The 13,904-nt window shown below is 68.6% G+C and carries 14 protein-coding genes; 4 read left to right on the forward strand and 10 right to left on the reverse strand.

The window, feature by feature from the left end; all coding sequences use genetic code 11:
- Window positions 1-403: 403 nt before the first annotated feature.
- The 4 genes from Rhe02_RS42270 to Rhe02_RS42285 all read right to left on the reverse strand — a co-directional run bounded on the left by Rhe02_RS42270 (window position 404) and on the right by Rhe02_RS42285 (window position 3,842).
- Window positions 404-1,528 carry an Mrp/NBP35 family ATP-binding protein gene (locus tag Rhe02_RS42270; RefSeq protein WP_203914160.1) on the reverse strand — a complete coding sequence of 375 codons (1,125 nt, stop codon included), beginning with the start codon at window positions 1,526-1,528 and terminating at the stop codon, window positions 404-406.
- An 87-nt stretch (window positions 1,529-1,615) separates the two neighbouring features.
- Window positions 1,616-2,119, reverse strand: a complete 504-nt coding sequence (locus Rhe02_RS42275) for a DUF1003 domain-containing protein (protein WP_203914161.1) — start codon at window positions 2,117-2,119, stop codon at window positions 1,616-1,618.
- Window positions 2,112-3,347, reverse strand: coding sequence for a magnesium transporter MgtE N-terminal domain-containing protein (locus tag Rhe02_RS42280; protein WP_203914162.1), 1,236 nt, complete (start codon window positions 3,345-3,347; stop codon window positions 2,112-2,114). Before Rhe02_RS42280 ends, Rhe02_RS42275 begins: the two co-directional genes overlap by 8 nt.
- A 9-nt stretch (window positions 3,348-3,356) precedes the next feature.
- Window positions 3,357-3,842, reverse strand: coding sequence for a hypothetical protein (locus Rhe02_RS42285; protein WP_203914163.1), 486 nt, complete (start codon window positions 3,840-3,842; stop codon window positions 3,357-3,359).
- 43 nt (window positions 3,843-3,885) lie between these two features.
- On the opposite strand from Rhe02_RS42285, the gene Rhe02_RS42290 reads away from it, so the two are divergent.
- On the forward strand, window positions 3,886-4,785 hold the full coding sequence (locus Rhe02_RS42290) for a DMT family transporter (RefSeq protein ID WP_203914164.1): 900 nt from the start codon (window positions 3,886-3,888) through the stop codon (window positions 4,783-4,785).
- On the opposite strand, the gene Rhe02_RS42295 is transcribed toward Rhe02_RS42290, so the two are convergent.
- Window positions 4,733-5,506: an SDR family NAD(P)-dependent oxidoreductase gene (locus tag Rhe02_RS42295; protein ID WP_203914165.1), complete on the reverse strand. Its 774-nt coding sequence runs from the start codon at window positions 5,504-5,506 to the stop codon at window positions 4,733-4,735. The genes Rhe02_RS42290 and Rhe02_RS42295 overlap by 53 nt on opposite strands.
- Before the next feature lie 64 nt (window positions 5,507-5,570).
- On the opposite strand from Rhe02_RS42295, the gene Rhe02_RS42300 reads away from it, so the two are divergent.
- Together Rhe02_RS42300 and Rhe02_RS42305 are read left to right on the forward strand one after the other, a co-directional pair.
- Window positions 5,571-5,933: a DUF4190 domain-containing protein gene (locus tag Rhe02_RS42300; protein ID WP_203914166.1), complete on the forward strand. Its 363-nt coding sequence runs from the start codon at window positions 5,571-5,573 to the stop codon at window positions 5,931-5,933.
- Between the two features lie 20 nt (window positions 5,934-5,953).
- A complete protein-coding gene (locus tag Rhe02_RS42305) occupies window positions 5,954-7,051 on the forward strand; it encodes a class I SAM-dependent methyltransferase (protein ID WP_203914167.1) in 1,098 nt (365 codons plus the stop codon).
- On the opposite strand, the gene Rhe02_RS42310 is transcribed toward Rhe02_RS42305, so the two are convergent.
- From Rhe02_RS42310 to Rhe02_RS42330, 5 genes are all read right to left on the reverse strand, one after another.
- Window positions 7,011-8,057 carry a hypothetical protein gene (locus tag Rhe02_RS42310; protein ID WP_203914168.1) on the reverse strand — a complete coding sequence of 349 codons (1,047 nt, stop codon included), beginning with the start codon at window positions 8,055-8,057 and terminating at the stop codon, window positions 7,011-7,013. The two genes, Rhe02_RS42305 and Rhe02_RS42310, sit on opposite strands and share 41 nt — an antisense overlap.
- A 19-nt stretch (window positions 8,058-8,076) precedes the next feature.
- Window positions 8,077-8,997, reverse strand: a complete 921-nt coding sequence (locus Rhe02_RS42315; protein ID WP_239124406.1) for a biliverdin-producing heme oxygenase — start codon at window positions 8,995-8,997, stop codon at window positions 8,077-8,079.
- Between the two features lie 164 nt (window positions 8,998-9,161).
- Window positions 9,162-10,808, reverse strand: a complete 1,647-nt coding sequence (locus Rhe02_RS42320; protein ID WP_203914169.1) for a DEAD/DEAH box helicase — start codon at window positions 10,806-10,808, stop codon at window positions 9,162-9,164.
- Between the two features lie 206 nt (window positions 10,809-11,014).
- Entirely contained in the window at window positions 11,015-11,239 is a 225-nt protein-coding gene (locus tag Rhe02_RS42325; RefSeq protein ID WP_203914170.1) for a DUF3107 domain-containing protein, read from the reverse strand.
- Window positions 11,240-11,272: 33 nt separating this feature from the next.
- A complete protein-coding gene (locus Rhe02_RS42330; RefSeq protein ID WP_203914171.1) occupies window positions 11,273-11,899 on the reverse strand; it encodes a TetR/AcrR family transcriptional regulator in 627 nt (208 codons plus the stop codon).
- 105 nt (window positions 11,900-12,004) lie between these two features.
- Here Rhe02_RS42330 and Rhe02_RS42335 point away from each other — a divergent pair, with 105 nt between their 5' ends.
- Entirely contained in the window at window positions 12,005-13,900 is a 1,896-nt protein-coding gene (locus tag Rhe02_RS42335; RefSeq protein WP_203914172.1) for a flagellar biosynthesis protein FlhF, read from the forward strand.
- Window positions 13,901-13,904: the final 4 nt, after the last annotated feature.

Raw genomic sequence — 13,904 nt, forward strand, 5'->3', positions numbered from 1 at the left:
CCCCTGCCAGCGGTTCCCGCCGTCGAACCGGCCCGATGCGCGGCCCCGGGCGCCCGACTAATGCAGAAGTGCGGCCGGGGGTGGGCAGCGCGCGCTATACCTGCCCGCAGCCGCCATCGTTGCCGGCTGCCACGAGGAAGGCAGGCGAGGCAGGGTGAGGTGGGTGGGGTTGGGGAAGCACGGGCGTGGCGTTGCCGCCGGGAGATACGGCGAGGGACCACGGCGGACCGGCGCAAAAGGAAACCGGTGGGCCGGCCGCAGGAAAGAGCCGCAGGAAAGAGCCGCAGGAAAGAGCCGCAGGAAAGAGCCGCGGGAAAGAGCAGCGGGGAAGGCGCCTGGGCCAGCAGGGCCGCCAAGGGGCCGACCAGCCACAGCATCAGGAACCCGGGAAAGGCGGAAAGCGTTAGCGGGCGGCGGGTTTGAGGCCTAGCGGTTTGCCGACCAGGGACTCGCGGCGGAGCGCGAGCTGGTCGGCGACGGCGGTTAGGGCTCGGGCTGCGGGGGCGTCCCAGGCTGAGAGGACGACGGGGGTACCTGCATCGCCGGCTTCGCGCACGAGGGTGTCGAGCGGGATCTGGCCGAGCAGGGGGACCCGGGCGCCGGTGAGGCGGGTGAGGGATTCGGCCACGGCTTGACCGCCGCCGGTGCCGAAAACCTCCATTTTGGTCCCGTCGGGAAGCAGGAGCCACGACATGTTCTCGATGACGCCCACCAAGCGCTGATGGGTCTGCAGGGAGATGGAACCGGCGCGCTCGGCGACCTCGGCCGCGGCTTGCTGGGGTGTGGTCACGATGAGGATCTCGGCGGTGGGCAGGAGCTGGGCCAGCGAGATCGCGACATCGCCGGTGCCCGGCGGGAGGTCGAGCAGGAGGACATCGAGGTCGCCCCAGTAGACGTCGGCCAGGAACTGTTGCAGCGCACGGTGAAGCATCGGCCCGCGCCAGACCACGGCCGCGTTTCCACTGGTGAACATGCCGACCGAGATGACTTTGATGCCATGCGACTGGGGCGGCATGATCATGTCTTCGACCTGGGTCGGGCGGCCCTGGACGCCGAGCATGCGGGGCACCGAGTGGCCGTAGATGTCGGCGTCGATGACGCCCACGGAAAGGCCGCGCGCGGCGAGCGCGGCGGCGAGGTTGACCGTGACGCTGGACTTGCCAACGCCGCCCTTGCCCGAGGCGACGGCGTAAACCCTTGTGCGGGAACCGGGCTGGGCGAAGGGAATCACCGGCTCGGCCGCGCCCGGGCCGCGCAGTTTCGCCTGCAGGCCCTGCCGTTGCTCGGTCGTCATCACCCCAAAGTCGATCTCGACGCTGGAGATGCCATCGACGGTCATCGCGGCGGCGGTGATGTCGGAGCGCAGCTTGTCCTTCAGCGGGCAGCCGACAACTGTGAGCAGAATTCGCACCTGTGCCACGCCTTGCACGACGACGGCGGATTCCACCATGCCAAGGTCGGTGATGGGCCGGCGGATCTCAGGATCGTTGACCTTTTCGAGCGCTGCTAACAGTGCGGTGGCGGGCATGCGGCCATGGTACCCCGAACGGTGATCATGAATCTTCTCTCGCTTAACGGGGTGAGGCATGGCACCATCTAGGTATCACGCCGCGCTTCATGCCCCTTGCGAAGCGCGGCTGATCCTTTGCCGCCGATCGGCCGCATCGTCCAGCTCCTCGACGATTTTGGCCAGCTCAGAGCGCACGAACTCGCGGGTCGCCACCTCGCCCAGCGCCATCCGCAGCCCAGCGATCTCGCGGGCGAGAAATTCGGTGTCGGCTTTCTGTGCCGTGGCGCGGCGACGATCCTCGTCGATGGAGACGCGCTCGCGGTCGGCCTGCCGGTTCTGCGCGAGCAGGATCAGCGGCGCCGCATAGGAGGCCTGGGTGCTGAAGAAAAGGTTCAGCAGGATGAACGGGTAAGGGTCCCAGCGCAACCCGAACACACCGACGAGGTTGAGGATGAGCCAGACGGTGACGAATATCGTCATCCAGGCCAGGAAGTTCGGGGTACCCATGAACCGGGCGAACTTTTCGGCGAACGAGCCGAAGGCTTCCGTGTCCAGGCGGGGCAGCCGGAAGCCGCGCGGGGCGCGCGGCTGGTCGAGGCGATCACTCATGCTGCTCACGCCAGTCGCGGGGCAGGAGGTGGTCGAGCAGATCGTCCACGGTGACCGCGCCCACGAGACGATCGCTCTCGTCGACAACCGGCATGGCGACCAGGTTGTAGGTGGCCATGCGCCGGGTGATTTCGGCAAGCGGCCGCTGCGGGTCGAGCGGGTCGATGTCGTTGTCCAGCACACCACCGAGCAGGTCCCCGGGCGGCTCGCGAAGCAGCCGCTGGAAGTGCACGGCACCGAGATAGCGCCCGGTCGGCGTGTCGACGGGGGAGCGGGTGACGAACACCTGCGCCGCGACGGCCGGGGACAGGTGCGGTTCCCGGATCCGCGCGAGGGCGTCGGCGACCGTGGCGTCGGGGGTGAGGATCACTGGCTCGCTCGTCATCACCGCGCCGGCCGTGTTCGGCAGGTATTTCATCAAGGCCCGGACGGGTGCCGACTCCTCCGGCGCCATCAGGTCGAGCAGCAGCGCGCGTTCGTGCGGGGGCAACTCGGCGAGGAGGTCGGCCGCATCATCGGCGTCCATTTCCTCGAGTACGTCGGCCGCCCGCTCATGGTCAAGGCGGGCAAGGATTTCGACCTGCTGGCGTTCGGGTAGCTCCTCCAGCATGTCGGCGAGGCGTTCGTCGTCCAGCGCCGCGGCCACGGCATGTTTGCGCTCGGGCGGCAGCTCCTGTACGGCATGGGCCAGGTCGGCCGGGCGCATCTTCTCCAGCACGTTCAGCAGCGATTCGGTGCCCTGGATGGTGGTGGGCTCAACGAGACCGGTCAGCTCCTCCCAGTCGAATTGGCGAAGCTGTCCCCGCCGGCCCAGCCGCCCACCCAGCTCCTGGACGGCCACCCGGCCCAGCGCCCACTGGTCGGGCCGGTCGGACTCCATCGCCACATCGACCACGGTCACCGTCGCCCCGGTTGGGGTGGTCACTCGCAGGTCGAGAAGCTGGGCGAGGACCAGCAGCTCCGCCGGGCCCTGCTGGAAGCGGCGCAGGTTGACCACGCCCGAGTTGAGCACGATGCTGGCCGGGTCGACCGAGATCACCCGTCCGATGGGCAGGAAGATCTGCCGGCGCATCGGCATTTCCGCGATGAACCCGACGACCTGTGGGCGGCGCCCGCCCGAGCGAAGCCGTGCCACGACATCGCGAATCCGGCCCACCTGCTCGCCGTTGGGGTCATAGACGGCCAGCCCAGCGAGCCGGGCTATGAAGACCCTGGTGACCGTGGGCACATATGAATGCTATGTGCGGTTGCTTCTCACTCGATGCAGTTTGAACGGTTTGCGGGTCGCGTTGGCTGCCGTGCTGGGCCGCGGCTCGGCCGCGCCCGACTCGGCGCTGGGGGCCGACGGCTCGCCGGCCGGGTTGATCGAATAGACCGCGCACTCTCGCCCCCACCGGGCGATCAGGTCCTCGGAGGTGCCGGAGGCGTTGAGCCGCTTCGACGCGAGCTGCGGCGTGATGACTTCCCACAGCTCGTTCTCGGGCCGCACCCGCTCGACGATCGCTGGATAGTGCACGATGGCACCGCCGTGGTCTCCGCGCAGGCTCACCTTCACCGTGGTGGCGTTCTCCAGGCCGGGCAGGTCTTGCTCACCGGGGCCAGTGACCACGACCAGGCCTGTCTCCAGGGGCAGGCACCACACGGCGTAGTCGAGGCCGCCGTCCACGGCGATCCAGGCGATCGCGGCCTTCTTCGAGGCCTCCTCGATGAGCGGATCCGTCATGCGCTGATGGTACGGGTTGTAGCGATCGTTAGTGTTCCTGCGCATGCGTGCCAGATGGGATCCACTCACGATCGCTGCTCTCGCCCTAGGCGTGGCAGCGGTTTCCTCGTCGGCAGCAATGATTGTCTATGCCGCCGCGCCCGCGCTGGCGATCGCGTTCTGGCGCAATGCTCTCGCGACCGGGGTGCTGGCCCCGGTCACGGTCGCCACCAGGCGCAAGGAGCTGCTCGGGATCGACAAGCGTGACAGTGTCCTGGCCGGAATAGCGCTGGCGGCCCATTTCGGCATGTGGATCCCAAGCGTGAAGCTGACCAGCATCGCCACCGCCACCGCGCTGGTCTGCACCCAGCCCATCTGGGCCGGGCTGTTCTCGGCGTGGCGGGGACGGCCGCTGGGCCGGCAAGCGTGGCTCGGGATGGGCGTGGCGTTGGCGGGTGTCGTAATAGCGACAGGCGCCGACGCCGACCTCGGCGGGCGAGCTCTTCTCGGCGACGCGCTGGCCCTCGGCGGCGCGGTGATGGCGGCCGTCTACACCACACTCGGCGGGCGTGTGCGCCAGCAGGTGAGCACAACCACCTATACGACTGTGTGTTACGGGGTGGCCGCGGCTGCCCTGCTGGTCGTTTGCGTGGTGGCCGGGGTGCCGATGACCGGGTACAACGCCGGGACCTGGCTGGCGATCGTGGGTATCACCGTCGGGCCGCAGCTGCTGGGCCATTCGATGTTCAACTACACCCTGCGCAAGGTCTCGGCCACCACGGTCGCGGTCGTCACCCTGCTGGAGGTGCCGGGCGCGATTCTGCTCGGCTGGGTGTGGCTCGGCCAGAACCTCTCCGCGGCCTCGATCATCGGGGTGGCCGCGCTGCTGGCCGGGGTGGCGACGGTGATCCTCAGCCCTGGCGCACGCTCTGACCGCCATCAACTACCAGCATCTGACCTGTGATGTAGCTGGCGCCCGGGGAGCACAGGAACGCGATGACCGCGGCCACCTCGTCGGGCGTGCCGGGACGGCCCATCGGTGTCTCGTACCCCTGCTTGATCTCGGTCAGGGTGGAGGCGGAGGTGTGGATGGTGCCCGGAGCGACCGCGTTCACGGTCACGCCGTCGGCCACCAGCTCCATGGCCATCGCCTTGGTCAGGCCCAGCACCCCGGCCTTGGCTGCGGCATAGCCGGCCTCGGCGGGCAGGGCGTTGACCGGCCCGGCGGTGGCGGAGAGGTTGACGATGCGGCCCCAGCCGCGCTCGGCCATCCCGCTCAGAAAGGCGCGGCTGGAAAGGAAAGCGGTGGTGAGGTTGCGGTCTATCTCGGCTCGCCAGTCGTCGATCGGCAGCTGTGCCACCGGACGGATGACCTCGACGCTGGCCCGGCTGGTGAGCCCGGCGTTGTTGACGAGGATGTCGACCTCGCCCAGCTGCTCGGTCACCGCGTCGGCCAGCGCGCCGACCTCGGCTTCCAGCGTCAGGTCGGCCACGAAGCCGAGCACTCCCAGCTCGCCCGCGCGTTCGTGGATGCGCCGCGTGGTCGACACGATGGCCACCTTTGCGCCGAGACCGGCGAGGTGATTGGCGGTCGCGTAGCCGATGCCGTGCGGGCTTCCCGCGCCGGTCACCACCGCGACTTTGCCATCCAACCGGAACAAATCTGAACTCGCGCCGATACCCATAGGGTTGATCCTGCCGGTTTGTCCAACCTGACGCCAGTAGCAGGCAGCGCCTACTCTTTGCCGCATGAGTGATCAGACCCCGCCGCCCGCGATGCAGAACTGGACGCCACCCCCTGCGGCGTACGGCTACGGCTATCCGGTCGTGAAGCCCACCAACGGCATGGCGATCGGCGCGATGGTCACCTCGCTGGTGGCCCTGATGGGGGTCTGCTTCTACGGCGTGGGCGGCATCATCGCCGGGCCGGTCGGGGCGATCCTGGGCCATGTCGCGCGGCGTCAGGTCCGGGAAAGGAATCAGCAGGGCGAGGGCATGGCGATGGCCGGCATCATCGTCGGCTGGATAGCTACCGCCCTGGGGGCGCTCGTGGTCATCGGTCTAGTGATCTTTTTCATCTGGGTAGGCAACCAGCCCGACCCCAACTTCTGAGCGCGCGCCAGAATTAGTTCATGGGTTCGTTGGAACAGGCGCTGGACGAGGTTCGTGAGCTGCTGCTATCCCCGGGGCTGATCCGGGCGGTGGCCAGCGGGCAGCGCCGGGACGGCACGCCCGCGGTGCGCACCGCGACGCTGCGGCCGATCGAGGTCAAGGCGGGGCAGCGGTGGCAGCTGGTCACCGACGATGGTCAGCGCCCGACCACCGTGAACCTTCGTCCGGGCGATCGGGCTGAGATCGACAAGTTGCTGGCCGAGCCGTTCGGCAGCTGGGTGGTGGAGACCTCGCACGGGACGGTGCGGCTGCAGACCACCAAGAAGGGCGCGGTCATGCACCGATCCGGCCAGGTCGCCGCGGCGCAGCCGACCACCCACGATCGGGCCAAGGAGCACCTGCTCGATCCGGGCGACCCGCTCTTCGACGTGATCGGGGGCAACGCGGCCAAACGGCGGCAGGTCGATGCCTTCCTGCGTCAGCTTCCCGCCGACCTCCCGCCGACGCTGCACGTGGTCGACCTCGGCTGCGGCAACGCTTATCTGACCTTCGCCGCCTACCGGTACCTGTCGAGCAAGGGCATCGACGTGCGTCTTACCGGTATCGACCTGCGCGAGGATCAGCGCGCGCGTAATACCGAAGTGGCGCAACGGCTTGGCTGGGCAGACCGGGTGCGTTTCGTGGCTGCCAGCATCGCCGACGCGGAGGTGGACCGGCCCGACATGGTGCTGGCGCTGCACGCCTGTGACACGGCGACCGATGACGCGCTGGCCCGCGCGGTGCAGTGGCAGGCGCGCTGGATTCTCGCCGCGCCTTGCTGCCACAAGGATGTGTCTCGCCAGCTTCGGCGTCACCAGGCCAGCCTGCTCACCGAGCACGGCATCCTGCGTGAGCGCTTCGCGGATGTGCTCACCGATGCCGTCCGGGGGGCACTGCTGCGCGAGGAGGGCTATGCGGTGGAGGTGGTGGAGTTCATCGATTCCGCGCACACGCCTCGCAACGCGCTGATCCGTGCTGTCCAAACCGGACAGAGCAGCCCCGACCCGGAGTTGTCCCGCCTGTTGCAGGAGTGGCAGGTCAAACCCGCGCTGGCGACGCTGCTCGAAGCACAGCGGTGATGCTTTCCGAGGTGTCGGCAAGCAGCGTTGCCGCTTTCATCGGCTGTCCGGCCAGCGTGCTGACGAAGGTGGCGAAGCCCGGCAGCGGGTAGCCGTCGTCCTGCTCGATGGCGGGTTCTATGCGCGCCAACGATTCTCGCGTATGGTCCCACGCCTGCAGCACCTCGGCGGGGGAGGGGACGCCGAAGCCGTGCCCGACCGGTGCGCTGTGACGCAACCGCAGAATCGCGGAATCGTTGAGCGCCAAGGCAAGTTTGCTGCCGTGGGTGACCGATTCGGCCTGCGGCTGCGACAGTCGCGTGTAGACGGTGCAGGGCTGACGGCACGCGGCCGCGCACACCGCGAGCGCGCGGGACACGTTGGAGTGCTGCCGGTCGAGATAGCTGCGCCAGCCCGTGGCGTTCTCTCGGGCAACGGTCAGAACCCGTTTCGCCGCAGACTTTTCCGGCTTGGTGTGCGGGCAGTTCCGATCTTCGAACTCTCCCCACACCGAGCCCTCACCCGTCACCGCGGTGTGGAGGCGGGCCGGGTCGCCGGCGTGCCCGAGCACGTTTTCCCATGCCAGCAACGGCGCGTATTCGCTGGCGATGTGGACTGTCGCGACCACCAGCATGGTCTCCCGGCGAGCGAAGCGCGCCTTGATGACTTCGAGCAGCAACTCGTAGGCCGGGCGCAGACTTCCGAGCGCGCCGCGGTGCTTCTCGCGGGGAGACTGCGGCATTCGGCATTCAAGGGCCCTTACCAGCAATTTTTCTGGTACCGAGTCACCCTGGCCCCCTGCCGCGAAGCCGTGTTCCACGTTCGAGCCGGAAGCGGCATCGGTGCGCCCGAAGTCCTCCGCGTCCAAGTCGATGAGCCGCTGCCCGAAGGCGCAGAGCTGTTGCAGCTGGGCCACCTCGCGGGTGGTCAGCCTGTGCCCGCCCGCGCCGATGGCGACCAGGGCGGCGACGTCGGCGAAGGAATACCTTTCGGCGAGCGCGACCAGAGTGTCCAGGGCCGTTTCCACGAGCCCAAGTCTCCCACCCTCAGGCGGGCGGCATCCCCAATCGGGCCCGGGCCTCGTGGTAGAGCCGGGTGACCTCGACCCTCACCTCGGCGCGCTGGGTGAGTCTGGTGCTGAACGGGACTCGCGTCGGCTGGGTCGCCCCGCCGACGGTGACCTCGAACTCGATCCCGTCAGCGTCCATTCCGGACATGACGGCCGCGGTGGCGTCGGGCTGGCCGCCGAAGGCACGGCAGATGAGCACGGAGTCGGCGGCGTGGTCGTCGTTCATGTGTTTCATGATCTGCGCGACCACCTCAGGCGGAAACGGGTTCACATAAACCTTCCCAAGGTCGTTGAGGACGTCGATGTTGAGCCGGTAGGCGAGCTTCACCTCGTCGATGATCCGCTCCTGTTCCACCTCGTCCCACTCGGCGGCGTCCATCATGGACCGATAACCCGCCTTGAATGCCTGGAGATCGTCGATGAGCGGGAAGGAGTAGAAGAGCAGTCCCGGCTCGCCCAGCCGGAGACCGTAGGCCTTGGCGATCGCGCGGGCGACGAACTGCCCGCCGGACAGGTCACCGAGGTACCGGTTGTAGTGGTGGGCCACGAATCCGCCCGGCCAGGTGAACGCGATCTCGCGCAGCCGGGCGAGGTACTCCGCCGTGGCCGTGGTGGGCGTCAGCAGGCCGGCCCAGTCCGCCGCGCCTACGAGGTGCTCCAGGTCGGCTTTGAGCGCGGGTAGCCGGGTCAGGGCTGGGCTGTGAAAGGGGCTCGCTGTCTCGTGGGCGGCCTGTTCCAGTACCTCATAGATCAGATAGTGCTGAGCGGTGAGCGCGGCGTGCGCGGCAAGGGGAATCCGTCCCTTCGTCAGGTCGGCCAGGAACGTGCTCTGCTCGGCCGACGCATGGTCTGCCCACGTCGCAGTGCGCAGGCGCGACGAGAAGGGAGTGATCGTCATGGCGAGAGGATACCCGCAAAAGTTAGGTAAGGCTAACCACAGTTTCGCGTATCTGGGCAAGTGATCGCCGCGAATGCCGGGGAAACGTCCGCTCGAGAAAGGTCGAAGGCGCGATTTCCGTGAAATCGCGCCTTCGGTCCCGGGTGTGGCCCGGCGTAGATGTCTTACTCTGCGGCGCTGTCAGCCGAGCCGCTGGTGCCGCCAGAGCGGCGACGACGGCGACGGCGGGCCTTCGGGGCGTCGGCGCTGTCCTCGGCGGGCGCTGCCTCCAGGACCGCTGTGGCTGCCCCGCGACGGCGCGGTTTGCGCTCCGCCTCGGTGGCGTCGTCGGCCTGTGGTGCCGCGCCCTCCACGATCACCGGGGCTTCCGCGCCACCGCGACGACGGCGGCGACGCGGCTTGACCTCGGCATCGGCCAGGGCCTCCTCGGTCACCAGCTCAGCCTCGCCGGTGATCCGGCGCCGGCGGCGTGGTGGGCGCTCCGCGGCCGGAGCGTCGGAGCCGCCGCGCTTGGTGGTGGTGCGACGGCGGGAACGCCCGCCGCCCAGGTCTTCCTCGTGCTCGGCGCCGAGACCGACTCGCGACCGATCTGCGGTGGGCAGGGTGCCCGAGGTGTCGGTCGGGATATCGAGATCGGTATATACCCAAGGTGACGTGTGGTAGGTCTCCTGCGGGTCTGGGATTTCCAGGCCGAGAGTCTTGTCGACCAGCCGCCAGCGCGGCATGTCCTCCCAGTCGACGAACGTGACCGCGACTCCGGTGGCACCGGCCCGGCCGGTGCGGCCGATGCGGTGCACGTAGGTCTCCGGATCTTCGGGGCAGTCGTAGTTGATCACGTGGGTGACCCCGGAAACGTCGAGCCCACGCGCGGCGACATCGGTCGCCACGAGCACGTCGACCTTGCCCGTACGGAAGGCGCGAAGGGCCCGCTCACGGGCGCCCTGACCGAGGTCACCGTGCACCGCCGCGGCGGCGAAGCCGCGGAAGTCGAGGTCTTCGGTCACCCGGTCGGCGTTTCGCTTGGTGCGCGTGAAGATCATCGTTAGGCCGCGCTCCTTGGACTGCAGGATGCGCGCCAACAGCTCCAGCCTGTTCAACTGATGCGTGCGATAGGCGAACTGCTTGGTCTGCGGGCTGACGCCCGGCACATCGTCGTGGCCCGCGTGCACGGTCACCGGATTGCGCAGGAACCGCCGCGAAAGATGCACGATCGGATCGGGCATCGTGGCCGAAAAGAGCATCGTCTGCCGGTCTTCGGGCAGCATGGACAGGATCTTTTCGACATCGTCGAGGAAGCCCAGGTCGAGCATGCGGTCGGCCTCGTCGAGGACGAGCGAGCGCACGCGATCGAGCTTGAGCTGCTTTTGCTTGGCCAGGTCAAGGAGGCGGCCCGGGGTGCCGACCAGGATCTCGACGCCCTTGCGCAGCGCCTCCACCTGGGGCTCGTAGGCCACGCCGCCGTAGATCGGCAACACGCGGATGCCGCGGGTCTTACCCGCGCCGGCAAGGTCCTTCGCGACCTGAAGCCCGAGCTCGCGGGTGGGCACGACGATCAGCGCCTGCGGCGCGCCGTCGGCTCCGTCCTGCGGGGATAGCACTCGATCGATAACTGGAACGCCAAAACCGAGCGTCTTTCCGGTCCCCGTGGGAGCCTGCCCGATCATGTCGCCGCCCCGGATCCCGATGGGAAGGGCGTATTGCTGGATCGCGAAAGCTCTCTCGATGCCCATCGCGGCGAGGGCGGCCACGGTTTCTGGCCGGGCTCCTAGCTGCGCGAATGTGGGTTTGCTGTTGTCAGATGCATTTGTCATGGGGTTATGGGGTGCCCTTGTTAGGTGCGCCCCGTTTTACGCCGAGGGGCGCTGTTCGTCGGTTATGCACGGGCCGCGCATGGCTGCCTTCCAAGGGGCGTGCCACGGGCCTCACGTGCCGACAAGGCCGATTTCGGCCCATGTCAACTCGCCTATAGTACGGGGTCGACATGGGCCGGGTCATCTAAACGTGGTGAGAAATTCATTCACCTCGCGGTGAAGCCAACCGATCTCGTGGTTGTTTCGGCGATCTCGACATAGGCCAGCTTGTCGACCGGAACGATGACACGCCTACCTTTTTCGTCCACGATCGTCAGAACCTTTCCGGACGCGAGCGCCTCAGCCACCAGCTCCTCCACCTCGGCCGGTGTCTGTGCACTGTCTACGACCAGTTCGCGCGCGGCGTACTGCACGCCGATCTTGACCTCCACGCGAGACCTCCCTAATCCCAGCCGAACTTTAGCTCAGTGTTCGTGGTGCAACGGGAAGCCACCGATGCCACGCCAGGACAGCGTGGTGATGAGCTGTTCGGCCTCCTCTTGGGAGACCGCGCGGCCACCCGCGAGCCAGAACCGCGCCGCGGCCTGAGCGGCCCCGCACAGTCCCGCGGCGAGCATTTCGGCGCGGGCTCGATTCACGCCGGTGTCCGACATGATGGTCTCGGTGACCGCTTCCACGCTGAGCCGCTCCATCCGGTCGACCCGGGCCCTCACGGCTGACTCGTTGCGCAGGTCGGATTCGAAAACCAGGCGGAAGGCCTCGCTCTCGTGGGAGACGAAGTCGAAATAGGCTCGCATCGCGCCGCGTACCCGCTCCGCGTTGTCGGTGGTGGCCGACATAGCGCTGCGGATCCGCTCGGCGAACGCGTCGCAGTGGGTGTCCAGCAGGGCCAGGTAGAGCTCCAGCTTGCCGGGAAAGTGCTGGTAGAGAACGGGTTTCGACACGCCGGCGCGCTCGGCGATGTCGTCCATCGCGGCGGCGTGATAGCCCTGGGCGACAAAGACGTCCTGCGCGGCAGCGAGCAGTTGTTTACGTCGCGCGGACCTCGGCAGCCGGGTCGGTCGGCCCGTTGCGCTTGATGCCGCGGTCATAAGATCTCCTCCGTTAGACGGATCTTGTCAACTGGCCCGTCGTTGCAACTTATCGTCATTCACCGTTCACGGTAGCCTCAGCAAGGGGCGACCGAGGAGCGCACGGTGGATGGTGTAGGACAAACCGGAAGTGACCGGTCAGGTGATCACGCTGAAGACGGCGTGGTCAATGGCCATAGCTCACCCTGGGCTGCGCAACGCGCGTCTCAGGAGGGGTGGTCGAGCGCGGGGGCTGCGCTTGAGCCCGCCTTTGAGCCGCTCACTTCGTGGAACGTGGCCTCGCCGGACAGGCGGGGGATAGAGGCCCTGGCCGGAGCCGATCCGGCCGACGATGCTCTGACGTCGACGATTGTTCAGCCGCGTTTCACCCCGTATTCCTCGATGACCGAAGACCCGTATGCCGACGAGCTCGCCCAGCGGTCGGCGGAGTTCGCCCGCCACGCCGCCTTCGACGACCCCACTCCGCCACAGGGCCTGCCGCAGCTCGACCCCGCGTCGCTGGCGCCGATTCCGGTCGCGTGGAACCCGCCGCCCCCGATCCCGGCGATCGAAGAGCCGACCGATCCCGATCCCGGCTACGACCCGCCGCTGGCCGCCCAGCTGACGCTGGGCCAGCGCTTCGGGATGGCCTTCACCGAGCTGCTCGGCCACGACAACCCTTTTGTGCACGACGATGAGGTCGACGAGCGCCAGCTGGCCGCCCGCCTCGGCGAGAGCGTCACCACCGATCTGAGCCGGGCCTACCGCCCGCCTACCGCAGACGAGCTTGATCCGGCCGGCCCTGCCACCTTCGAGCCGCGGCTTTCCTCCAGGTTCGAGGAGCACCTGCCGTCCATTCCGGAAGCCTTGACCGAGCCGGAGGTCCACGCCGTCGCGCCGGAAGAGCCCGCCGCCGAGGCCGTCGAGGCCGACGATCTGCCGCAGCGCATTCCGGCCGAGCCGGACGTGCCCGCGTCCACGCCGGAGGCCAAGGTCGCGGTCGATGAGCCGGTGCTGAAGGACAAGGCCCAGCTCAGCCGCATCGCTTCGCACCTGAGGCGGGAGGACGTTCCGGCGGAACGGCCGGACGGTTTCGATGTGCAGGCCGTGCTGGCGGCGGTTCGCGATGTGGCCGGCATTCGTGAGGCGAGCATGCGCACCACCGCCACCGGTGCCCACCACCTGCGTCTTGAGCTGGCCGAAGGGGCCGACCCGGGCGCGATCAGTCGCATGGTGGCCCGGATGCTGCAGGACCAGATGGGCATCGACGCCGCGTTGATGGGCCCACCCGGGCCGCCGGTCATCCCGGCCCAGGCCGCCGAGCAGCCGGTGCCGGAGACCCCGAGCGTCGTGCCGCCCAGACCGCGCAGCGGGCTTGGCGCGGCGCCCCCACCGGCCACCGAGAACTGGCCCGATCAGTCGCCTCCGCCGCGCCTGGACAGGTTCGACCGCCTCGAGCAGGCGCAGCGTGAGCCGCGCCGACGTCATCCGGTCAGCGTGCCGCGCCGGCCGGTGACCGAGCTTCGCCCGTCGGAGCGCGCCGCCGCCACCTGGAAGTCCAATGCCGAGAGCGAGCAGGGGGCCAGCCCGCCGGCTTTGGCCACCGATCGCGATCAGGGCCCACGGGCGATCATCGAGCATGTCCAGACGAGCACGTTCGGCCTGGACGCCACCGTCGAGGTGCGGCTGAACACCGGCGACCGGCAAGCCAGCGGGGTGGCCAGCGGGCCAGCCGTGGATGCCTATGTGTTGCGGCTGTGTGCGGCCGCGACCGCGGCGGCCGTCGACGATCTGCTGCGCGACGGCACCTCGACCGGCGAGACCGGCCGGTGTTTCGTGGAGCATGCCGCCCTGGTGCCGATGGGCAGCTGCGACGTGGCCGTGGTGGTGGTCCTGCTGGTGTGCGGCGGCTGGGTGGAGCAGCTGGCCGGGTCCGCGTTGGTGTCCGGCGACCCGCGCCGAGCGGTGGTGCGAGCCACCCTCAGTGCGGTGAACCGCCGCCTGGCAGCTCTACTACCCTGAGCCG

The organism is Rhizocola hellebori (assembly GCF_016862955.1).
Classification (GTDB): Bacteria; Actinomycetota; Actinomycetes; order Mycobacteriales; family Micromonosporaceae; genus Rhizocola; species Rhizocola hellebori.

Coding starts and splice junctions, on each gene's coding strand:
- Rhe02_RS42270 (WP_203914160.1), bottom strand. CDS start 1,528: ATGCCCGCCACCGCACTGTTAGCAGCGCTCGAAAAGGTCAACGATCCT.
- Rhe02_RS42275 (WP_203914161.1), bottom strand. CDS start 2,119: ATGAGTGATCGCCTCGACCAGCCGCGCGCCCCGCGCGGCTTCCGGCTG.
- Rhe02_RS42285 (WP_203914163.1), bottom strand. CDS start 3,842: ATGACGGATCCGCTCATCGAGGAGGCCTCGAAGAAGGCCGCGATCGCC.
- Rhe02_RS42290 (WP_203914164.1), top strand. CDS start 3,886: ATGCGTGCCAGATGGGATCCACTCACGATCGCTGCTCTCGCCCTAGGC.
- Rhe02_RS42295 (WP_203914165.1), bottom strand. CDS start 5,506: ATGGGTATCGGCGCGAGTTCAGATTTGTTCCGGTTGGATGGCAAAGTC.
- Rhe02_RS42300 (WP_203914166.1), top strand. CDS start 5,571: ATGAGTGATCAGACCCCGCCGCCCGCGATGCAGAACTGGACGCCACCC.
- Rhe02_RS42305 (WP_203914167.1), top strand. CDS start 5,954: ATGGGTTCGTTGGAACAGGCGCTGGACGAGGTTCGTGAGCTGCTGCTA.
- Rhe02_RS42315 (WP_239124406.1), bottom strand. CDS start 8,997: ATGACGATCACTCCCTTCTCGTCGCGCCTGCGCACTGCGACGTGGGCA.
- Rhe02_RS42320 (WP_203914169.1), bottom strand. CDS start 10,808: ATGACAAATGCATCTGACAACAGCAAACCCACATTCGCGCAGCTAGGA.
- Rhe02_RS42330 (WP_203914171.1), bottom strand. CDS start 11,899: ATGACCGCGGCATCAAGCGCAACGGGCCGACCGACCCGGCTGCCGAGG.